19 protein-coding genes and 1 tRNA gene are annotated in these 20,105 nt (G+C 59.7%); 6 read left to right on the forward strand and 14 right to left on the reverse strand.

Translation table 11 applies throughout. The annotated features are described in order from the left end of the window. The 3 genes from thrC to AC1DS5_RS03880 form a co-directional block, all read right to left on the reverse strand. Window positions 1-1,416 carry a threonine synthase gene (thrC, locus tag AC1DS5_RS03870; protein WP_477716936.1) on the reverse strand — a complete coding sequence of 472 codons (1,416 nt, stop codon included), beginning with the start codon at window positions 1,414-1,416 and terminating at the stop codon, window positions 1-3. Beyond that, window positions 1,416-2,759 (reverse strand): homoserine dehydrogenase, encoded by a 1,344-nt coding sequence (locus AC1DS5_RS03875; protein ID WP_477716937.1) that lies wholly within the window; start codon window positions 2,757-2,759, stop codon window positions 1,416-1,418. The genes thrC and AC1DS5_RS03875 overlap by 1 nt, the downstream gene beginning before the upstream one ends. A 63-nt stretch (window positions 2,760-2,822) precedes the next feature. Next, window positions 2,823-4,046 (reverse strand): pyridoxal phosphate-dependent aminotransferase, encoded by a 1,224-nt coding sequence (locus AC1DS5_RS03880; protein ID WP_477716938.1) that lies wholly within the window; start codon window positions 4,044-4,046, stop codon window positions 2,823-2,825. A 240-nt stretch (window positions 4,047-4,286) separates the two neighbouring features. Between AC1DS5_RS03880 and AC1DS5_RS03885 the strand changes: the two genes are divergently transcribed. From AC1DS5_RS03885 to AC1DS5_RS03900, 4 genes are all read left to right on the forward strand, one after another. Then, the gene (locus tag AC1DS5_RS03885) at window positions 4,287-4,688 is read left to right on the forward strand and encodes an Mth938-like domain-containing protein (protein WP_477716939.1); all 402 of its coding nucleotides are present in this window, start codon (window positions 4,287-4,289) and stop codon (window positions 4,686-4,688) included. 136 nt (window positions 4,689-4,824) lie between these two features. Beyond that, the gene (locus AC1DS5_RS03890; RefSeq protein ID WP_477716940.1) at window positions 4,825-5,301 is read left to right on the forward strand and encodes a peroxiredoxin; all 477 of its coding nucleotides are present in this window, start codon (window positions 4,825-4,827) and stop codon (window positions 5,299-5,301) included. A gap of 179 nt (window positions 5,302-5,480) precedes the next feature. Further along, complete coding sequence (locus tag AC1DS5_RS03895) at window positions 5,481-7,169, forward strand: PhoH family protein (protein WP_477716941.1); 1,689 nt, start codon at window positions 5,481-5,483, stop codon at window positions 7,167-7,169. A 348-nt stretch (window positions 7,170-7,517) separates the two neighbouring features. Then, on the forward strand, window positions 7,518-8,027 hold the full coding sequence (locus AC1DS5_RS03900; RefSeq protein WP_477716942.1) for a CBS domain-containing protein: 510 nt from the start codon (window positions 7,518-7,520) through the stop codon (window positions 8,025-8,027). Window positions 8,028-8,163: 136 nt separating this feature from the next. On the opposite strand, the gene AC1DS5_RS03905 is transcribed toward AC1DS5_RS03900, so the two are convergent. The 10 genes from AC1DS5_RS03905 to uvrB all read right to left on the reverse strand — a co-directional run bounded on the left by AC1DS5_RS03905 (window position 8,164) and on the right by uvrB (window position 16,988). After that, window positions 8,164-8,238 (reverse strand) — tRNA-Val (locus tag AC1DS5_RS03905). A gap of 47 nt (window positions 8,239-8,285) precedes the next feature. Beyond that, on the reverse strand, window positions 8,286-8,990 hold the full coding sequence (gene dnaQ, locus AC1DS5_RS03910) for a DNA polymerase III subunit epsilon (RefSeq protein WP_477716943.1): 705 nt from the start codon (window positions 8,988-8,990) through the stop codon (window positions 8,286-8,288). A gap of 90 nt (window positions 8,991-9,080) precedes the next feature. Beyond that, window positions 9,081-9,419 carry an ISC system 2Fe-2S type ferredoxin gene (fdx, locus tag AC1DS5_RS03915; RefSeq protein WP_477716944.1) on the reverse strand — a complete coding sequence of 113 codons (339 nt, stop codon included), beginning with the start codon at window positions 9,417-9,419 and terminating at the stop codon, window positions 9,081-9,083. Window positions 9,420-9,460: 41 nt separating this feature from the next. After that, on the reverse strand, window positions 9,461-11,323 hold the full coding sequence (gene hscA / locus AC1DS5_RS03920) for a Fe-S protein assembly chaperone HscA (RefSeq protein ID WP_477716945.1): 1,863 nt from the start codon (window positions 11,321-11,323) through the stop codon (window positions 9,461-9,463). 20 nt (window positions 11,324-11,343) lie between these two features. Then, complete coding sequence (gene hscB / locus AC1DS5_RS03925; protein ID WP_477716946.1) at window positions 11,344-11,862, reverse strand: Fe-S protein assembly co-chaperone HscB; 519 nt, start codon at window positions 11,860-11,862, stop codon at window positions 11,344-11,346. Window positions 11,863-11,949: 87 nt separating this feature from the next. Continuing rightward, a complete protein-coding gene (gene iscA, locus AC1DS5_RS03930) occupies window positions 11,950-12,273 on the reverse strand; it encodes an iron-sulfur cluster assembly protein IscA (RefSeq protein ID WP_011483105.1) in 324 nt (107 codons plus the stop codon). A 29-nt stretch (window positions 12,274-12,302) separates the two neighbouring features. Beyond that, entirely contained in the window at window positions 12,303-12,689 is a 387-nt protein-coding gene (iscU, locus tag AC1DS5_RS03935; RefSeq protein ID WP_477716947.1) for a Fe-S cluster assembly scaffold IscU, read from the reverse strand. Between the two features lie 46 nt (window positions 12,690-12,735). Then, the gene (locus AC1DS5_RS03940; protein ID WP_477716948.1) at window positions 12,736-13,953 is read right to left on the reverse strand and encodes an IscS subfamily cysteine desulfurase; all 1,218 of its coding nucleotides are present in this window, start codon (window positions 13,951-13,953) and stop codon (window positions 12,736-12,738) included. A 99-nt stretch (window positions 13,954-14,052) separates the two neighbouring features. Continuing rightward, complete coding sequence (iscR, locus tag AC1DS5_RS03945) at window positions 14,053-14,589, reverse strand: Fe-S cluster assembly transcriptional regulator IscR (RefSeq protein WP_477717222.1); 537 nt, start codon at window positions 14,587-14,589, stop codon at window positions 14,053-14,055. Window positions 14,590-14,867: 278 nt separating this feature from the next. Continuing rightward, a complete protein-coding gene (uvrB, locus tag AC1DS5_RS03950) occupies window positions 14,868-16,988 on the reverse strand; it encodes an excinuclease ABC subunit UvrB (protein ID WP_477716949.1) in 2,121 nt (706 codons plus the stop codon). Window positions 16,989-17,187: 199 nt separating this feature from the next. On the opposite strand from uvrB, the gene AC1DS5_RS03955 reads away from it, so the two are divergent. Both AC1DS5_RS03955 and AC1DS5_RS03960 read left to right on the forward strand, forming a co-directional pair. Beyond that, entirely contained in the window at window positions 17,188-18,384 is a 1,197-nt protein-coding gene (locus AC1DS5_RS03955; RefSeq protein ID WP_477716950.1) for an amino acid aminotransferase, read from the forward strand. Beyond that, window positions 18,357-18,956, forward strand: coding sequence for a nucleotidyltransferase family protein (locus tag AC1DS5_RS03960; protein WP_477716951.1), 600 nt, complete (start codon window positions 18,357-18,359; stop codon window positions 18,954-18,956). The genes AC1DS5_RS03955 and AC1DS5_RS03960 overlap by 28 nt, the downstream gene beginning before the upstream one ends. 136 nt (window positions 18,957-19,092) lie before the next feature. Here AC1DS5_RS03960 and ygiD read toward each other — a convergent pair whose 3' ends face one another. Further along, on the reverse strand, window positions 19,093-19,947 hold the full coding sequence (ygiD, locus tag AC1DS5_RS03965; RefSeq protein ID WP_477716952.1) for a 4,5-DOPA-extradiol-dioxygenase: 855 nt from the start codon (window positions 19,945-19,947) through the stop codon (window positions 19,093-19,095). Window positions 19,948-20,105 lie beyond the last annotated feature (158 nt).

The raw sequence follows: 20,105 nt of genomic DNA on the forward strand, positions 1-20,105 counted from the left end.
TCAATGCACGTTGTTGGCAATATAGGCCTTGACAAGGTCAACGTCGGCGGGCATGACCTGCACACGCTTGGGCAAGTCCTCTATGCCTTCGAACTTTGCGGGCCGGGTCGGCAAGCGGCCCAGCGCCTCTTCGATGGTTTCGGCGAACTTGATCGGCAGGGCCGTCTCGAGCACGATCATGGGCACACCCACCTGCAGGTGCGCACGCGCCACCTTCAGGCCGTCAGCGGTGTGCGTATCGATCATGGTGCCCAGGCGCTGGAAGGTGTCGCGAATCGTCTGCAGCCGGTCGGCGTGGGTGCTCGTGCCGCTGGCAAACCCGTAGCGCTGCGCGGCTGCCTGGAAGGCGGCATCGCGGCTCAGGTCAAAACTGCCCTGTGCCGACAACCGGTTTCCGAATAGCTCGGCGATGCGCATCGCGTCCCGGCCCAGCAGGTCGAACACAAAACGCTCGAAGTTCGAGGCCTTGGAAATGTCCATTGACGGGCTGGAGGTCTCATGCGTGTCGGCGCCAGCCCGCACACGGTAGACGCCGGTGCGAAAGAATTCGTCGAGCACGTCGTTCTCATTGGTCGCCACCACCAGCTTGTCGATGGGCAGGCCCATCATGCGGGCAACATGGCCGGCGCAGACATTGCCGAAGTTGCCCGACGGCACGGTAAAGCTGACCTTGTCGGCGTTTGATTTGGTGGCCTGGAAGTAGCCGGCGAAGTAATAAACCACCTGCGCCATCAGGCGCGCCCAGTTGATGGAATTGACCGTGCCGATTTTGTACTGGCGCTTGAAATCCAGGTCATTGGACACCGCCTTGACGATGTCCTGGCAGTCGTCAAACACGCCGTCCAGCGCGAGGTTGTGGATGTTTTCGTCCTGCAGGCTGAACATCTGCGCCTGCTGGAACGGGCTCATGCGGCCATTCGGCGATGTCATGAAAACCCGCACGCCCTTTTTGCCGCGCATGGCGTATTCGGCCGCACTGCCGGTATCTCCGCTGGTGGCGCCCAGGATGTTCAGCTCTTCACCGCGGCGCGCCAGTTCGTATTCGAACAGGTTGCCCAGCAATTGCATGGCCATGTCCTTGAAGGCGAGCGTGGGCCCGTTCGACAGAGCCTCGAGGTACAGGCCCTCCTGCAGTTTTTTCAGCGGAACAATCTCTTTCGTTCCAAAAACATCTTCGGTATAGGTCTTCTCGCAGATCGCCTTCAGGTCCGCTGGCGGAATGTCATCTATATACAGTGACAGGACTTCGAACGCGAGATCCGCATAAGGCAGGCTGCGCCATTTCGTCAGCGTCGCATTGTCAACCTGCGGATAGCGCTCCGGCAGGTACAAGCCGCCATCCGGTGCCAGGCCTTCAAGCAGGATTTCACAAAAGCGCTTGCGGTCAACATGACCACGGGTGGAGATGTAGCGCATCAGGCCAATTCCTCCTTGCGGATGCGCGTGATAGGCGCCAGCACCGTGGGCAAGCCCTGCATCTGTGCCAACGCGTCGTTCATCTTCGCTTCCACACAGTCGTGTGTGAGGATGATGAGGTCGGTCTGCGTGGAGCCTTCGCCGCCCACTTCATCGGCCTCGCGCTGCAGCACGGCGTCTATGCTGATGCCCAGCGAGGCGAGAATACCGGTGACCCTGGCCAGCACGCCGGCTTCATCGGCCACCTTCAGGCGCAGGTAATAACTCGTGACCACATCACCCATGGCCAGCACCGGCGTATCACTCATCCAGTCGGGCTGGAACGCCAGATGCGGCACGCGATGCGCGGCGTCAGCCGTGTGCAGGCGGGCAATGTCGACCAGGTCGGCAATCACGGCACTGGCGGTGGGTTCGCTGCCGGCGCCCTTGCCGTAGTACAGCGTGGTGCCGACGGCATCGCCATGCACCATCACGGCGTTCATGGCGCCTTCCACATTGGCAATCAGGCGCTTCATCGGCACCAGGCTGGGATGCACACGCAGCTCGATGCCCTTGGCGGTATTTTTGGTGATGCCCAGCAGCTTGATGCGGTAGCCGAGCTGCTCGGCGTACTTGATGTCCTGCGCATCCAGCCGGGTAATGCCTTCGACATAGGCTTTGTCAAACTGCACCGGAATGCCGAAGGCAATCGCCGACATCAGCGTGACCTTGTGCGCCGCGTCCACGCCCTCGATGTCAAAGGTGGGGTCAGCCTCGGCGTAACCCAGGCGCTGCGCCTCCTTGAGCACCACGTCGAAGTCCAGGCCCTTGTCGCGCATTTCGCTCAAGATGAAATTGGTCGTACCGTTGATGATGCCGGCGATCCATTCGATGCGGTTGGCCGTCAGTCCTTCACGCAGCGACTTGATGATGGGAATGCCACCCGCCACCGCAGCTTCAAAGGCCACCATCACGCCCTTGCGGTGCGCAGCGGCAAAAATTTCGGTGCCGTGCACCGCCAGCAAGGCCTTGTTGGCGGTCACCACATGCTTGCCCGCTTCAATGGCTTCCATCACCAGCTGACGGGCGATGCCGTAGCCGCCGATCAGCTCAATCACGATGTCGATTTCGGGATTCGCGATCACCGCGCGGGCATCGGCGACGACCTGCACGCTGTCACCCACCACAGCCTGCGCGCGGGCGGTGTCGAGGTCCGCCACCATGGTAATTTCAATGCCCCGACCGGCACGGCGCAGGATCTCTTCCTGATTGCGCCGCAATACGTTGAACACACCGCCGCCTACGGTGCCTATGCCCAGCAAGCCGACCTGGATGGATTTGAGATTTGTCGATTTCGGTTTCATGTTGCTCAATAGTCAAAAATGCCTGCGGTACTTTCCGTACTTTCCGTACTTGCCAGTACCGGCTCAGATGTTGTTGTTTCGATAATTCTCGAGGAATTTTGCAATCCGGCCCACGGCCTCGCGCAGGTCTTCCTCGTGCGGCAGGAAGACGATGCGGAAGTGGTCCGGCGCGGCCCAGTTGAAGCCGGTGCCCTGCACCAGCATCACCTTGGTTTCCTTGAGCAGCTCGAGGAAGAACTGCCGGTCGTCCTTGATCGGATAGACCTTGGGATCGAGTTTGGGGAACATGTAGAGCGCCGCGCTGGGCTTGACGCAACTCACACCCGGGATGGCCGTGATCAGCTCGTACGCCAGATCGCGCTGGCGGCGCAAGCGCCCGCCCTCGCCTGTCAGGTCGTTGATGCTCTGGTAGCCGCCCAGGGCCGTCTGGATGGCCCACTGACCCGGCACGTTGGAGCACAGCTTCATGTTGGCCAGCATGTTGAGGCCCTCGATGTAGTCCTCCGCCCGCTTCTTGGGGCCGGACACCACCAGCCAGCCGGCGCGGTAGCCGCACGAGCGGTAACTCTTGGACAGCGAATTGAAAGTCAGCGTGAGCACGTCCGTCGACAGGCTGGCGATGGCGGTATGGTGGGCGCCGTCATACAGCACCTTGTCGTAAACCTCGTCGGCCAGGATAACCAACCCGTGCTCGCGCGCGATCTCCACGATCTGCTTGAGAAGTTCGTCGGAATACAGCGCGCCGGTCGGGTTGTTGGGGTTGATGACCACAATGCCCTTGGTCTTGGGCGTGATCTTGGCGCGAATATCGTCAAGGTTGGGCATCCAGCCGTTGTTTTCATCACAGAGGTAGTGCACCGGTTTGCCGCCCGACAGGCTGGTGGAGGCGGTCCACAGCGGATAGTCAGGTGCTGGCAGCAGCAGTTCGTCGCCGTCGTCGAGCAGCGCGTTGGTGGCCATGGCGATCAATTCGCTGGCGCCGTTGCCCAGGTAAACGTCATCGAGCGTCACGCCCTTGATGCCCTGTTTCTGGGTCTCGTGCATCACCGCCTTGCGTGCCGCAAAAATGCCCTTGCTGTCCGAATAGCCGGCCGACGAAGGCAGGTTGCGAATCATGTCCTGCTGGATTTCTTCGGGCGCATCGAAACCGAACACCGCCAGATTGCCCAGGTTGAGCTTGATGAGATGGTGCCCTTCTTCCTCCATCTGCTTGGCGGCGTCCATGATCGGGCCGCGAATGTCGTAGAGCACATTGGCCAGCTTGGCGGATTTGGTGATCGGTTTCATATGCATTGTCGAATAGGGAGCCAGGACCACACCGTCAAACGCGCTGACAAACCCACTCGTAGGTGGGAGAACGCCAGCATGCCAACGGGAAATTCGGGCGGAATCTATAATTTGACCACATAAAACGCGTATTTCGCCCGCGTTTCACAGGCAAATAGCCCTTGCCCATTGCCCGCTTTCCCGCATGACAGGTCTTCCTGAGCCCCTGAACCCCAAACCCCTGAGTCCTCCAATCCCCGCATGAAACTTCAACCAGACCGCCTCGACGTGCAATCCATCCTCGGCTACGGTCCCGGATGGGTCGGCCTGGGGCACAACGGCGTGGCTGAAAAAATCGAACACAGCATCGTGATCGGCTCACGTGGCGAAAAATTCGACTGGAATTGCGCACGCTTTGACGATCTCACTGCGGAGCATTTCGCGCTGCTTGCCGCAACCCGGCCCGAACTGGTGATTTTCGGCAGCGGCACGCGCTTGCGCTTCCCGCCTCCGGCATTTTTGCGGGCCTTGATGGACCAGCGCATCGGCATTGAAACCATGGACACGCTGGCCGCCTGCCGTACCTACAACATCCTGGCGGGTGAAGGCCGGCAGGTTATTGCGGCCCTGCTGATTGAAAGAGAAGAAGGCCAGGCGAACTGAAAGACCGGCTCTTTCAGGGTAAAATGTAGGGTTGCGTTTGGTCTCACACCTTCAGGACTAGCACCAGGGGTTGCGTATCAAAAAGCATTGCCAATAGCCGGCTAATTACAACTACTTTCGTCAGGGTCTACTCAGTATGGCAGTCGTCGTCAATAAACCACTCCCCGAATTTGAAGCGAACGCCACGGGTGGCATCAAGGTGTCCAACCAGTCCCATCTGGGAAAAGTCGTCGTGCTGTACTTCTACCCCAAGGACAACACGCCCGGTTGCACCACCGAGGCCATGCAGTTCCGCGACCACTACAAGGACTTCGTCAAGGCCGGTGCGACCGTATTTGGCGTCTCGCGCGACAACATGAAGTCGCATGACGAATTCAAGTCCAAGCTCGAGCTCCCCTTCGAGCTGATTGCAGATACCGAAGAAAAAATGTGCCACATGTTCGGCGTGGTCAAGAACAAGATCATGTACGGCAAAAAGGTCAAGGGCATTGAGCGCAGCACCTTCCTGATCGGCGCCGACGGACAGCTGAAAGAAGAATGGCGCGGCCTGAAGGTGCCCGGCCATGTCGAGGATGTCCTCAAGGCCGTCAAGGCCCTCAAAAAGGCTGCCTGAAAGCCTGTTGACGCCAGTGCGCAACAGAGCCCGGCAACACTGGATTGCCCTGTCACCTCAGTTGTGCATAATGAACTCATGCTGTTGACCTTCGCAACTGCGTCAAAACAAAAAGCCGCCCCGGCCTTGAGGCGGCTTTTTTGCTTCTGGAACCACCCTTCAAGAGAGTTTTAAGCACTATGCCTCTGCCCCCCGCCCCGACCAAGCGTGCCGCCCTGCTCTCCACCGACGTCCTGGATGCCCCAGCCCGTTCGCCCTCCAAAGCCGCACGAAAGACGGACAACGCCGAATCAGGCCGCAAGCCCCCTGTACTGGACCTGTTTGACAACCGTACGGTGACGGCCGGCGGTGGTGATCATCCCGTTGCTTACAAGGGAAAAGAGCCTCCCCGCCCAGGAAAAGCCGGCGAAGACAGCTATGAAAAAGAGAGCATTTCGCTGCCCCAGCCAGCCCTGAAGCCGAAAAAAAGCAGGCACCCCGGGCCCGCCAAGCTGTTTGTCCTCGACACCAACGTGCTGATGCACGACCCGATGTGCCTGTTCCGCTTCGAAGAACATGACATCTTTCTGCCGATGATCGTGCTCGAGGAGCTCGACGGGCATAAAAAAGGCATGACCGAGGTGGCCCGCAATGCGCGCCAGACCAGCCGCACGCTGGATGCGCTGGCCGGCGCCCAGGGCGCCGACATTGGCAAGGGCCTCAAACTGGACACCACCGGCCACCCGGAGGCAGGCGGCAGCCTGTTTTTCCAGACCAAACCGATGGACTACACGTTGCCGATGAGCCTGCCGCAGGGCAAGGCCGACAACCAGATCCTGGGCGTGGTCGAGGCCCTGCGCAAGGAATATGCGCCGCGCGAAGTGGTGCTGGTGTCCAAGGACATCAACATGCGGGTCAAGGCGCGCGCGCTGGGTCTGGCCACTGATGACTACCAGAACGACAAAACCCTGGAAGACGGGGATCTGCTGTATGCCGGCTCGCTGGCCCTGCCCCCTGACTTCTGGACGCGGCAGAGCAAAACCGTTGAAAGCTGGCAACAAGGCAGTCACACCTTTTACCGCATCACCGGCCCTATCGTGGCCAGCCTGCTGATCAACCAGTTTGTGTTTTTCGAAGCCCCGGGCGAACCTCCGCTGTATGCCCGTGTCACGGAAATCCGGGCCAAAACCGCCGTGCTGAAGACCCTGAAGGATTACAACCACCTGAAAAATGCGGTATGGGGTGTGACCACGCGTAACCGCGAGCAAAATTTTGCGATGAACCTGCTGATGGACCCGGAAGTGGATTTCGTGACGCTGGCGGGTACGGCGGGTACCGGAAAAACACTGATGGCTCTGGCCAGCGGTCTCACGCAGGTGCTTGACGACCGCCGCTACACCGAGATCATCATGACGCGAGCGACCGTTTCGGTCGGTGAAGACATTGGCTTTTTGCCGGGCACCGAAGAGGAAAAAATGGGTCCATGGATGGGCGCGCTTGACGACAACCTGGAAGTACTGGGCAAAACCGACAGTGGTTCCGGCGAGTGGGGACGCGCAGCCACCAATGAGCTGATCCGTTCGCGCATCAAGGTCAAGAGCATGAACTTCATGCGCGGCCGCACCTTCCTCAACAAGTACGTCATCATCGACGAGGCGCAAAACCTGACGCCCAAGCAGATGAAGACCCTCATCACCCGAGCCGGCCCCGGTACCAAGATCATCTGCATGGGCAACCTGGCGCAGATCGACACCCCCTACCTCACCGAAGGCTCCTCGGGAATGACCTTCGCGGTCGATCGCTTCAAGGGCTGGCCGCATGGCGGGCACATCACGCTGGCGCGGGGGGAACGCTCACGGCTGGCCGACTTTGCCAGTGAGGTGCTGTAGCCGCCGGAGCAACGCGACAGCGAATCGGGAAACGTAAAAAGTAAAAAGTAAAAAGTAAAAAGTAAAAAGGCCAGGTTGCATGACCTGGCCTTTTTTACGCCCGAAATTCAGTCCTGAAAATACGACCCCGGTTAATCCTGAATTCCCCGGAACGCCAGTTCCCGTCGTACAACACGATGCCGCGATGCCGCATTGGAACCCTCAGGCTCCTCGCCTAAAGACAGGCCCCTTGCCTTCTTAGCGCCAGTCCTACGCCGGTTTGCGAGCTTGCCGACAGGCTCGACTGATAGTCCTATTAGGCTTGAATCACGCGCTGACGCTGTGCCGGCGCAACTCAAGGAGTTTGAGATGACAACAGTTTCCGAGCTTATGACTCGCGGTGTGCGGACCTTGATGCCCGCCGATACCGTGACATCCGCGGCGCGAGCCATGGATGAACTCAATGTGGGCGTCATTCCTGTCTGCGACGGTGAAAAGCTGGTCGGCATGGTGACCGACCGCGATATTGTCGTGCGCGGCTTGGCGCAGGAACTCGACGCAAAGACCACCGTCCTGGCGGATGTGATGAGCACAAACGTGCGCACGGCGCGCGAGGACGAGGACGTGGACGAAGTTCTCAGCGAGATGGCTGAGAGCCAGATTCGCCGGTTGCCGGTGGTTGATGGTCAGGATCGGCTGGTCGGAATTATTTCCCTGGGCGATATTGCAGCCAAGGACCCCGATGAGGATGCAGATGTCGCCGCGTCCTTGGGAAATATCTCCATGCCTGCGGAGCCGGACCGTTCAAACCAGCCGCAAGCGAGCGGTGCGGCAGGTGGCAGCTCTGCATCAGGAAAAAAGCGCAGGCAGCCCGGCTGATCCATTAACACCATTGGCAGGCCTTCGGACGGGGGAATCCCGGGGCTGTAAGGCGACCATCGACCAAATGATGGCACCATCACACGGGCAAAAAAAAGACCTGCGGAATCCCGCAAGTCATTTGAGTTCAAAATTCTGGTGGGCGGTGCAGGCTTCGAACCTGCGACCCCTGCAGTGTGAATGCAGTGCTCTACCCCTGAGCTAACCGCCCTATTGGTCAGCCTTCGATTATAGGCTGTTTTTGAGTGATTTTTCGGCCTAGACCGTGGCGGCACGCCAAACTGTTTTCCCCTTGCTGGCCTTGTCAATATCGGCCAGCAATACTTCATGCGCGGCAATTTCCTGGTCATTGGCCAACAGCAGTGGCAAATCAAAACCGCTCAGGTCAATCAATGGGGCCATGTCGCCGTCCTGCGCCGGACCGCCCACGTCCATCATCAAGGAGTTTTGCCCCCGCGTGAGATTGATGTACACGTCGGCCAGCAGTTCGGCATCGAGTAACGCCCCGTGCAGCGTTCGGCCCGAATTGTCAACGTCCAGCCGGTCGCACAGTGCGTCGAGCGAGTTGCGCTTGCCCGGGAACAGCTCCTTGGCCATCATCAGGCTGTCCGTCACCTTGGCCACGCAGTGCCGGATCGGGTCCCTGCCGATGAGCTCCAGTTCCTTGTTGAGGAAGCTCACATCGAAGGGCGCGTTGTGGATGATGATCTCGGCGCCCCGCAGGTACTCCAGCAGATCTTCTGCCACGGCAGCGAACTTGGGCTTGTCCTTCAAAAACTCATTGCTGATGCCGTGCACCTTGAGCGCATCCTCATGGCTGTCGCGCTCGGGGTTCAAGTAAAAATGCCTGTTGTTGCCTGTGAGCTTGCGACCCACCAGCTCCACGCAGCCAATTTCAATGATGCGGTCGCCGTTTTCAGCGGAAAGACCCGTAGTTTCTGTGTCTAGAACGATTTGGCGCATGACCTGGATTATCGCTCTCTGCCGCAGCCGCCTGCGGATCCGGATGAGCCGGTTTTCCGCTTCAGGCCAGCCGCACTGCCAGCCGCACTGTCAGTGGTTTTCCTTGGCGTGATTGATGGAGTATTTCGGTATTTCAACCGTCACATCGGTCTGCGCCAGAAACGCCTGGCAGCTCAGGCGGGAATTGGGCTCCAGTCCCCAGGCGCGATCGAGCAGGTCTTCTTCGCTTTCGTCGAGCCCGTTCAGGGAGTTGAAGCCTTGGCGCACGATCACATGGCAGGTGGTGCAGGCGCAACTCATGTCGCAGGCGTGCTCAATATTGATCTTGTTGTCGAGCAAGGCCTCGCAGATGGACGTGCCTGCAGGCGCCGAGATTTCAGCGCCCTGCGGGCAGTATTCGGAATGGGGCAGTATTTTGATGATGGGCATGGTGTCAATCTGACTTGTTGGGGCTTGGCGCAAACGCTCGCTCAGACCGCCTCGATGTTTTTCCCCGCCAGGGCTTGTCGAATGCCGCGGTTCATGCGTTGCGCCGCGAAGGACTCGGTGCCTTTGGCCAGCGCCTGGGTGGCGGCTTCAATGGTGGCGACGTCGCCATGGGCACGCGCATCGGTGAGTCCGACGACCAGGTTGTCAACCTGCGCCCGTTCATTGGGGCTCAGCAGGTCCGCGTCCGCCGCCAGCGCGCTTTGCGTGGCAAGAATCATGCGGTCGGCGTCGACCTGCGCCTCGGCCAGGGCACGCGCCTGCATGTCCTGCTGGGCGGTGGAAAAACTCTCCTGCAGCATGCGGGCAATCTCGTCATCAGACAGGCCGTAGGAGGGCTTCACGTCAATACGTGCCTCCACCCCGCTGCCCTGCTCTTTGGCATTGACGCTGAGCAGGCCGTCCGCATCCACGGTGAAAGTCACCCGGATGCGCGCAGCGCCAGCGGCCATGGGCGGTATGCCGCGCAACTCGAAGCGGGCAAGGCTGCGGCAATCGGCCACCAGATCACGCTCGCCCTGCACCACATGCAGGGCGAGCGCCGTCTGGCCGTCCTGGTAGGTGGTGAAGTCTTGCGCCATGGCCGTCGGGATGGTCTGGTTGCGCGGCACAATGCGCTCAACCAGTCCGCCCATGGTCTCGATACCCAGCGAGAGCGGAATCACATCGAGAAGCAACAAGTCGCTCCCGCCATGGTTGCCAGCCAGCTGGTTGGCAGAAATGGCAGCGCCGAGGGCCACCACCTCGTCGGGATTGAGGTTGGTCAACGGCTCACGGCCGAAGAAACTGGCCACCGCCTTGCGCACCTGAGGCATGCGCGTGGAGCCGCCCACCAGCACAACGCCGTGAATCTCATCCTTGGCCAGTTTGGCATCGCGCAAGGCCTTGCGCACGGCCGACAGTGTGCGCTGGGTCAGATGAGCGGTTGCGGCCTCAAAATCTTCCGCCTTCATCTCCAGATTGACCAGCGCCTTGGCCAGCTGCACGGAAAACGGGGCCGAATCTGCGGCAGACAAGGCCTCCTTGCAGGCGCGCGCTGCCCGTTGCAGGGCCGCCTTGTCCGAGGGCGTGAGGACATCGGCCGCCAGGCCGGCTTTGGCCAGCACCCAGTCCACCAACGCGCGGTCGTAATCGTCGCCTCCGAGCGCGGAGTCGCCACCGGTGGACACCACCTCAAACACGCCCTGCGTGAGGCGCAGGATGGAAATATCAAACGTCCCCCCGCCCATGTCGTAGACGGCATAGACGCCTTCGCTGGCATTGTCCAGGCCGTAAGCGATTGCAGCCGCCGTGGGCTCATTGATCAGACGCAGCACGTTCAGGCCGGCCAGTTGCGCCGCGTCCTTGGTCGCCTGGCGCTGGGCCTCGTCGAAATACGCGGGTACCGTGATCACGGCACCGTAAATATCATCATTGAAGGTGTCTTCAGCGCGATAACGCAGCGTGGCCAGAATTTCCGCGCTGATCTCGACCGGGCTCTTTTCTCCCGCAACAGTCTGCAGCGTGACCATGCCCGGCTTGTCGTTGAGCTGGTAGGGCAACTGCGCGCGGCTGCCAATGTCGTCAATGCCCCGCCCCATCAGGCGCTTGACCGACGAAATGGTGTTGCCGGGGTCTTCGACCTGTGCCGCCAGCGCCTCAAAACCGATCTGGCGTCGATTGGCGTCCAGATAGCGCACCACGCTGGGCAAAATCACGCGGCCTTCGCTGTCAGGCAGGCACTCGGAGACGCCGTTGCGCACGCTGGCAACCAGGGAATGCGTCGTGCCCAGGTCGATGCCGACGGCAATGCGCCGCTGGTGCGGATCTGGCGTCTGGCCGGGTTCGGATATCTGCAGGAGTGCCATGTCGTTCTTCGGATGATTCTTCATTGTCCCAGCTGGTCGATGCGCGCATCCACCTCGCTGGCAAAACGCTCAATAAACATAAGGCTTCTGACCTGCTGCGCCGCAGCGGAAAAGTCCTTGTTGATGTCAAGAGCGTGCTCTATTTTTGATAGCTGCTTTTCCGCAGTCAATAAGGACTCGGAGGCAATATCCTCCAGGTCTTCAATGGTTTGGGCTTCATCCAGCGCTTCTCGCAACTGCATTTGCTGGACCAGGAAATCGTGCGGCATGGCCGTGTTTTTCTCGGCGTGGATCGGAGCCCCATGCAACTCGCACAGGTAGCCGGCGCGCTTCAAGGGGTCCTTGAGTCGCTGGTAAGCCTCATTAATGCGTACCGACCATTGCATGGCCACACGCTGGGCGGCCGCGCCTTGGGCTGCGAACTTGTCGGGATGGGCCTCGCGCTGCAGCTCTTTCCAGCGGGCATCAAGCGCGGCACGGTCCTGCGCAAAGCGCACGGGCACGCCAAACAATTCGAAATCGGTGGATTGGAGGTTCATGTCAAGAAAAAGCCGCCAGCACAGTCAGTGAAGGCGGCTCTGCGAAAACGGCTGTACTGGATGTCTGGGCTGGCGCAAGTGCGCCCGTCAAACCCGAAAGCTTTCACCACACCCACAGCGATCACGCTCGTTGGGATTGATGAACTTGAAGCCTTCGTTCAGCCCCTCACGCACAAAGTCGAGCTGGGTCCCGTCGATGTAGGCCATGCTTTTGGGATCCACCAGCACCTTGACGCCGTTGTCTTCGAACACCACATCTTCAGGCGCGATCTCGTCGGCATATTCAAGCTTGTACGCCAGGCCCGAACAGCCTGTGGTCTTGACGCCCAAACGCACGCCCACACCCTTCCCGCGTTTGGCCATATAGCGGGTCACGTGGCGGGCAGCAGCATCGGTGAGAGTAACGGACATTTCAATGACTCAAAAATTAGGCAGGGCTATCAGTGCGTGTGCTTTTGCTTGTAGTCGTTCACGGCAGCCTTGATGGCGTCTTCCGCCAGAATGGAGCAGTGGATCTTGACCGGCGGCAAAGCCAGTTCTTCGGCAATGGCACTGTTCTTGATACTTGCCGCTTCGTCCAGCGTTTTGCCCTTGACCCACTCGGTCACGAGTGAGCTGGAAGCAATCGCCGAGCCGCAGCCATAGGTCTTGAAACGCGCATCTTCAATCACGCCCGTGACCGGGTTGACCTTGATCTGCAGTTTCATGACGTCGCCGCACGCGGGGGCGCCCACCATGCCGGTACCTACCGTTTCGTCACCCTTTTCAAAAGAGCCGACATTGCGGGGATGTTCATAGTGGTCTACCACTTTTTCGCTGTATGCCATTTGTTTACCTCTTTAGCTGTCTGATCTGCTGATTTGGCGGGCCGATTCAGTGGGCTGCCCACTGGATGGTGGACAGGTCAACCCCGTCCTTGAACATCTCCCACAGGGGGGACAGTTCACGCAACTTGGCCACGTTTTCCTTGATGGTGGCGACCGCATAATCGATTTCTTCCTGGGTGCTCCAGCGGCCAATCGTCATGCGCAGGCTGCTGTGCGCCAGCTCGTCGCTGCGACCCAGGGCACGCAACACATAGCTGGGCTCCAGACTGGCTGAGGTACAGGCCGAGCCACTCGATACAGCCAGACCCTTGATGCCCATGATCAGCGATTCGCCCTCAACATAGTTGAAACTCATGTTCAGGTTGTGCGGCACGCGCTTTTCAGCATGTCCATTGAGGAACACTTCCTCCACATCCTTGAGACCGTTGAGCATGCGCTCGTGCAGGGCGGCGATGCGCTTGTTCTCTTCGTGCATCTCTGCTTTGGCAATGCGGTAAGCCTCGCCCATGCCCACGCACTGATGCGTAGGCAAGGTGCCGGAGCGCATGCCGCGCTCGTGGCCTCCACCGTGCATCTGGGCCTCCAGGCGCACGCGGGGCTTGCGGCGCACATACAGCGCCCCAATGCCTTTGGGGCCGTAGGTCTTGTGCGAGGTCAGGCTCATCAGGTCCACCGGCAGCGTCGCCAGGTCGATGTCCACGCGGCCAGTCGCCTGCGCAGCATCTACATGGAAAATAATTCCCCGTTCGCGGCACAGGGCGCCAATCGCAGGGATGTCCTGGATCACGCCAATTTCGTTGTTGACGTACATGACGCTGACCACAATGGTGTCGGGCCGCATGGCGGCCTTGAGGGCCTCCAGGTCAAGCAGGCCATCGGCCTGCACATCCATATAGGTGACTTCAAAACCCTGACGCTCCAGCTCACGGCAGGTGTCAAGCACAGCCTTGTGCTCGGTCTTGACCGTGATGAGGTGCTTGCCCTTGGTCTTGTAGAAATGGGCGGCACCTTTAAGCGCCAGATTGTTGGACTCGGTCGCACCACTGGTCCAGACGATCTCGCGCGGATCGGCGCCAATCAGTGCGGCAACCTGCTCGCGCGCTTTTTCAACGGCAGCTTCTGCTTCCCAACCCCAGGCATGGCTGCGGGAAGCCGGATTGCCGAAATGCTCGCGCAACCAGGGAATCATGGCATCCACCACTCGCGGATCGCACGGGTTGGTAGCGCTGTAGTCCATATAAATAGGAAAGTGTGGGGTATCCATTTAGCTAGCTTTTTTAATTCACAAGGTTGGCTGGCAGCTCAAAACGACGACCTCAGTTCATCCGCAGGTCGACACCGGCAAAATACCGCGTTAAGGCCCTCAGGATTTGGAAAATGCGTTCCCCAGGGCGAATACGGAGTTGGGCGCATTGACGCGGATGGGTTTGACCACCGGTGCAGCAAAAACGGCCTTTTTCACCTGAGGAGTATTCTCGACCACCACGCCTTTGGCCAACTGGTCTTCCACCAGTTTTTGCAAAGTCACGGAATCAAGGAATTCCACCATGCGGCTGTTCAGGGAGGCCCACAGCTCATGCGTCATGCAGCGCCCGCCGTCACCCAGGCAATTCTCCTTGCCACCGCACTGGGTCGCGTCGATCGGCTCGTCCACCGACACAATAATGTCGGCAACGGTGATCTCCGAGGCCTTGCGGCCCAAGGTATAGCCACCACCAGGACCCCGGGTGGACTCCACCAGCTCATGCCGGCGCAATTTGCCAAAGAGTTGCTCAAGATAGGACAGGGAAATCTGTTGACGCTGGCTGATGGCAGCCAAGGTGACCGGGCCACTATTCTGGCGCAGTCCCAAATCAATCATCGCAGTGACCGCAAAACGGCCTTTGGTTGTGAGGCGCATAACAAGCTCCTTTAAGTTGGCTTGACTGTCGTTTTCACCCTGAAAGCTTGTGACCCTCAGAGAACTCGTCCTCCAGCAGCCCAGGTCAGTCAACGGGGTGTCGCAGGGGCTCTTTTTGTTGCCAGGTTGTTCTTGACTGTTTTCGTCAAGTATAACATAGGCGCGATTTCTGCATGGGTATGCCCCCTGGGACGGGTAGTAACCCGTAGCAGGCGGCATTTTTGCACCATTTAGGTGCAAAATAATCACGCAAGTGCTGACGCGACGGCGCAGACAAACTACCGCTGGCCTGAGCCTGCAGCGGCAATAACCGCGACATTGTCCACGCCCGGCGCGCCAAAAGCCTGCTCTTTCAGTATGTGCAACTGGTCGCGGATCCTGGCGGCTTTCTCGAACTCCAGGTTTTTGGCGTGCTCGATCATCTGCTTTTCCAGACGCTTGATTTCCCGCGCGATGTCTTTCTCGCTCATGTCCTCCACCAGCGCTTTTTGCATTTCGAGCTTTTCCGCTTCCTTGCCGGATTTTTCGCTGTATACGCCGTCAATCAGGTCTTTGATGCGCTTGACCACGCTGCGCGGGGTGATGCCGTGCTCGAGGTTGAAGGCGATCTGCTTGTTGCGGCGTCTTTCCGTCTCATCCATGGCCTTTTTCATGGAGTCCGTGATGCGGTCGGCGTACAAAATGGCGCGGCCGTTCAGGTTTCGGGCGGCTCGGCCAATGGTTTGAATCAGGCTGCGTTCGGCCCGTAAAAAGCCCTCCTTGTCGGCATCCAGGATGGCAACCAGCGAAACCTCGGGAATATCCAGCCCCTCGCGCAGCAGGTTGATGCCGACCAGCACGTCAAACGCGCCCAGCCGCAGGTCGCGCAGGATTTCCACCCGCTCCACCGTATCCACGTCGCTGTGCAGATAACGCACTTTCACCCCGTTGTCGCCAAGGTAATCGGTGAGCTGCTCGGCCATGCGCTTGGTCAGCGTGGTGATCAGCACCCGTTCGTTCCGCTCGACCCGGATGCGGATCTCCTGCAGAACGTCATCAACCTGGTGGGTTGCCGGCCGCACTTCAACCTCGGGATCCACCAGGCCCGTGGGCCGCACCACCTGCTCGACCACGTTGCCGGCATGCGCCTGCTCGTAAGCCGCGGGTGTGGCCGATACAAATATGGCCTGCCGCATCTTGGACTCGAACTCTTCAAACTTGAGCGGCCGGTTGTCCAGCGCGCTGGGCAACCGAAAACCATACTCCACCAGCGTGGTCTTGCGCGCCCGGTCGCCGTTGTACATGGCGTTGAGCTGCCCGATCATGACGTGGCTCTCGTCAAGAAACATCAGCGCATCCTTGGGCAGGTAGTCACACAGCGTCGACGGCGGCGAGCCCGGCGCGGCGCCGCTCAGGTGGCGGGTGTAGTTTTCAATCCCCTTGCAGTGCCCGATCTCGCTGAGCATTTCGAGGTCAAACCGGGTGCGCTGCTCGATCCGCTGGGCCTCGACCAGCTTGCCGTCCGCAATAAACTGGCCCACCCGTTCTGACAGCTCCAGCTTGATGGTTTCCACCGCCGTCATGACCTTGTCGCGCGGCGTCACGTAGTGGCTCTTGGGATACACCACAAAACGCGGAATTTTCTGCCGGATACGCCCGGTGAGCGGATCAAACAGCTGCAGGGATTCAATCTCGTCGTCAAACAGCTCGATGCGGATGGCCAGCTCGGAATGCTCGGCCGGAAAAATGTCGATCACATCGCCGCGCACCCGGAAAGTGCCGCGCGCGAAATCCTGCTCGTTGCGGGTGTACTGCATGCGGATCAGGCGGGCAATGACGTCGCGCTGCCCCATCTTGTCGCCAATACGCGCAATGAAGCGCATCTGGGTGTAGTCCTCAGGCGCCCCAATGCCATAAATGGCGCTCACCGTGCCGACGATGATGGTGTCGCGGCGCTCCAGCACGCTCTTGGTGGCTGAAAGGCGCATCTGCTCGATGTGCTCGTTGATGGCCGAGTCTTTTTCAATAAAGAGATCGCGCTGCGGCACGTAGGCTTCGGGCTGGTAGTAATCGTAATAACTGACAAAATATTCCACCGCGTTCTTCGGGAAAAACTCCCGGAACTCGCTGTAAAGCTGTGCCGCCAGGGTCTTGTTCGGCGCAAACACGATCGCGGGGCGCCCCAGGCGTGCAATGACATTGGCCATCGTGAACGTCTTGCCGGAACCCGTCACGCCCAGCAGGGTCTGAAACACCTCGCCATCGTTGATACCCTCCACCAGTTGGGCAATCGCGGTCGGCTGGTCGCCCGCCGGCGGGTAAGGCATGAACAACTCAAAGGGCGAATCAGGAAAGCTGACAAATTCTCCGGCAGGGGATAAATCAGGCAAATCCGTAATGACTTCAGTGACTTCTGGCATAGAACCTCAATCTGGGCCCGTTAAAATCAAGGGCAACTAAACAGAATACGACATTCGGACGAAATCTGAAATAACAAGCTCAAAACCCCCGAAATGCCCGCTCCGCAGTAAACCCAGTAAAACCGGCCTGCCTGCATTGATTGCTTCTTCCGCTCTCTTCCGCTGATTCTTTCTTTCATTACTTCCTGAGGATTTTTTCATGTCTTTGTTTACCGCTGTCGAAATGGCCCCGCGTGACCCGATTCTGGGCCTGAACGAGCAGTTCAACGCAGACACCAACCCGGCCAAAGTCAACCTCGGGGTAGGTGTTTATTTCGACGACAACGGCAAGCTGCCGCTGCTGCAATGCGTGCAAGCCGCTGAAAAAACCATGATGGCCACGCCAACGGCCCGGGGTTACCTGCCGATTGACGGTATTGCCGCTTATGACGCGGCCGTCAAGGGCCTGGTATTTGGCGCCGACAGCGAACCTGTGACCTCCGGCCGTATTGCCACGGTCCAGGGCATCGGCGGCACCGGCGGCCTGAAGATCGGCGCAGACTTTCTCAAGCACCTCAACCCCGATGCCAAGGTGCTGATCAGCGACCCCAGCTGGGAAAACCACCGCGCCCTGTTCACCAATGCAGGCTTCACGGTCGACACCTACGCCTACTACGATGCGGCCAAACGCGGCGTGAACTTTGAAGGCATGCTGGCCAGCCTGAACGCCGCCGCACCCGGCACCATCGTCGTGCTGCACGCCTGCTGCCACAACCCGACCGGCTATGACATCACACCCGCCCAGTGGGACCAGGTGATTGCCACGGTCAAGGCCAAAGACCTTGTGACCTTTCTTGACATGGCCTACCAGGGCTTTGGCTACGGTATTGCCGAAGACGGCGCCGTCATCGGAAAATTCGTGGCTTCCGGCCTGGATTTCTTCGTCTCCACGTCCTTCTCCAAGAGCTTCAGCCTCTATGGTGAGCGCGTCGGCGCCCTGAGCGTGCTGTGCAAGAGCAAGGAAGAAGCCGCCCGCGTGCTGAGCCAGCTCAAGATCGTGATCCGCACCAATTACTCCAACCCGCCCATCCATGGCGGCGCGGTGGTCGCTGCGGTGCTGAACAACCCCGAATTGCGTGCGCTGTGGGAAAAGGAACTCGGCGAGATGCGGGTTCGCATCAAGGCCATGCGCCAGAAACTGGTCGACGGCCTGAAGGCCGCTGGCGTCAAGCAGGACATGAGCTTTATCACCACCCAGATCGGCATGTTCAGCTACTCCGGCCTGTCCAAAGACCAAATGGTGCGCCTGCGCAACGAGTTTGGCGTGTACGGCACCGACACCGGCCGCATGTGCGTGGCCGCGCTCAACAGCAAGAACATCGACTACGTTTGCGCGTCCATCGCCAAGGTCATCTAAGCGCCGTGCCGGCCGACGGCGAACAGTTCGCCCGGGACGTGCTTGAGAACCCGCACAACCGCGCGATCCTGGATCGCCTTCCCCGCCTGAACCTGCCCGATGCCTGGCTGGTGGCGGGCTGTCTGTTCCAGACCGCCTGGAACCTGCGTTCAGGCCGCGAACCCGGGATCGGCATCAAAGACTATGACCTGTTCTATTTCGACGCCACCGACCTGTCGGAGTCGGCCGAAACCCGGGTCAACCAACAGGTTCAGGCCTGCTTTTCCGACCTTGGCGTGCTGATCGAGGCTAAAAACCAGGCCCGCGTCCATACCTGGTACGAAGCGTATTTCGGTTTCCCCTACCCGGCCCTGCGCAGCTCGCGCGAGGGCATAGACCGTTTTCTGGTGCGCTGCACCTGCGTGGGCTTGAAGCCGGGCCCTTCAGGCCTCGAGCTTTATGCGCCAAACGGCCTGGACGGACTGTACCAAGGGCTTTTGAGCCCCAACCCGCTGTGCAACCATCGCCCGCTGTTCGAGCAAAAGGCGCTGGACTATCAGGCACGCTGGAGTTGGCTCGAAATCCGCCACTAGACAGCTTGCTGGCCGCCTTGAGATTTTCTTGACGAAAAAACGGCTGCAACCCCCTGAATAGATACACATCATGCTGTCGAATTAATAGCAAATTCAGGACAGCCTGAGCACTGGGCATGAAGGCCCTTTGCACTAATTACCCCCAAATGGCCGAGCGCATCGAGATCGAGCCGGCCTGAAAACTCGTGTTGAAAAAACGCATCGGCTCCCGGGCCTCGACGGCTCCCGCCGCGTATAACAGCGGCAGATAGTGCTCGTGGGTCGGGTGGGCCATTTTGGCCACCTGCCCGAGCTTCTGGAAACCCTGCAGGGCGGCGAGGTTACCCTGCTGCAGGTAGCCGCCAATCGTCTGGTCAAATTCCAGGGCCCAATCGTAGGCTTGGCTGCCAGTGGCACCCCGCTGCATCTGGCGCAGGTTATGGACGATGTTGCCGCTGCCCACGATCAGCACGCCCCGGTCGCGCAGTGGCTTAAGCTGCTGCGCCAGCGCATAGTGGTCCTCGGGCGCCCGGCTGTAATCCATGCTGAGCTGAATGACCGGGATGCCCGCATCGGGAAACATGGGCTTGAGTACCGACCAACTTCCGTGGTCCAGTCCCCATTCACCCACGTCCAGCCCCAGCGGTGCCGAGGCGCGCTGCCGCACCAGCAGGCTGATGGCCTGCGCCGCCGCGGGGTCGCCCGGTGCAGGGTATTGCTGGTCAAAGAGCTCCTGCGGAAAACCGCCAAAGTCATGGATGGTCTTGGGCTGCGCCATGGCCGTCAGCCACCAGCCTTCGGTCAGCCAGTGCGCGGAAATGCACAGAATCAGTTGCGGACGGGGCCACCTGGAGCCGAATTCGCCGCCCAGAGCCTGCCAGCTACGCCGGTATTCGTTGTCGCCAAGCACGTTCATGGGACTGCCATGGCCCAGAAAAAACACCGGCATTCTTTCTGATTTCTTCAGGGCTGCGAGCCGGTCCAGCGTGGCGGCGTCAGGGATGGGAAGCATGGGTGTTTTCCTGTAGCGGGGTGTTGCAGCACCGGGGACATTACCGGTTCGCAAACATGTTCAGATATTAAGCCTTGCAAACAGGGACTTGTTGCCAGCGGGACAAGGCGGCAAGTTCTTTTTGGGGAATAGGGAGGACCGGAGGCCGAAGACGAACC

Source organism: Polaromonas sp. P4_H1 (assembly GCF_056400945.1).

Bases quoted from the DNA above. Each gene is read 5' to 3' on its own strand.
- thrC (WP_477716936.1), bottom strand. From the start codon at position 1,416: ATGCGCTACATCTCCACCCGTGGTCATGTTGACCGCAAGCGCTTTTGT.
- AC1DS5_RS03875 (WP_477716937.1), bottom strand. From the start codon at position 2,759: ATGAAACCGAAATCGACAAATCTCAAATCCATCCAGGTCGGCTTGCTG.
- AC1DS5_RS03880 (WP_477716938.1), bottom strand. From the start codon at position 4,046: ATGAAACCGATCACCAAATCCGCCAAGCTGGCCAATGTGCTCTACGAC.
- AC1DS5_RS03885 (WP_477716939.1), top strand. From the start codon at position 4,287: ATGAAACTTCAACCAGACCGCCTCGACGTGCAATCCATCCTCGGCTAC.
- AC1DS5_RS03890 (WP_477716940.1), top strand. From the start codon at position 4,825: ATGGCAGTCGTCGTCAATAAACCACTCCCCGAATTTGAAGCGAACGCC.
- AC1DS5_RS03895 (WP_477716941.1), top strand. From the start codon at position 5,481: ATGCCTCTGCCCCCCGCCCCGACCAAGCGTGCCGCCCTGCTCTCCACC.
- AC1DS5_RS03900 (WP_477716942.1), top strand. From the start codon at position 7,518: ATGACAACAGTTTCCGAGCTTATGACTCGCGGTGTGCGGACCTTGATG.
- dnaQ (WP_477716943.1), bottom strand. From the start codon at position 8,990: ATGCGCCAAATCGTTCTAGACACAGAAACTACGGGTCTTTCCGCTGAA.
- fdx (WP_477716944.1), bottom strand. From the start codon at position 9,419: ATGCCCATCATCAAAATACTGCCCCATTCCGAATACTGCCCGCAGGGC.
- hscA (WP_477716945.1), bottom strand. From the start codon at position 11,323: ATGGCACTCCTGCAGATATCCGAACCCGGCCAGACGCCAGATCCGCAC.
- hscB (WP_477716946.1), bottom strand. From the start codon at position 11,862: ATGAACCTCCAATCCACCGATTTCGAATTGTTTGGCGTGCCCGTGCGC.
- iscA (WP_011483105.1), bottom strand. From the start codon at position 12,273: ATGTCCGTTACTCTCACCGATGCTGCTGCCCGCCACGTGACCCGCTAT.
- iscU (WP_477716947.1), bottom strand. From the start codon at position 12,689: ATGGCATACAGCGAAAAAGTGGTAGACCACTATGAACATCCCCGCAAT.
- AC1DS5_RS03940 (WP_477716948.1), bottom strand. From the start codon at position 13,953: ATGGATACCCCACACTTTCCTATTTATATGGACTACAGCGCTACCAAC.
- iscR (WP_477717222.1), bottom strand. From the start codon at position 14,589: ATGCGCCTCACAACCAAAGGCCGTTTTGCGGTCACTGCGATGATTGAT.
- uvrB (WP_477716949.1), bottom strand. From the start codon at position 16,988: ATGCCAGAAGTCACTGAAGTCATTACGGATTTGCCTGATTTATCCCCT.
- AC1DS5_RS03955 (WP_477716950.1), top strand. From the start codon at position 17,188: ATGTCTTTGTTTACCGCTGTCGAAATGGCCCCGCGTGACCCGATTCTG.
- ygiD (WP_477716952.1), bottom strand. From the start codon at position 19,947: ATGCTTCCCATCCCTGACGCCGCCACGCTGGACCGGCTCGCAGCCCTG.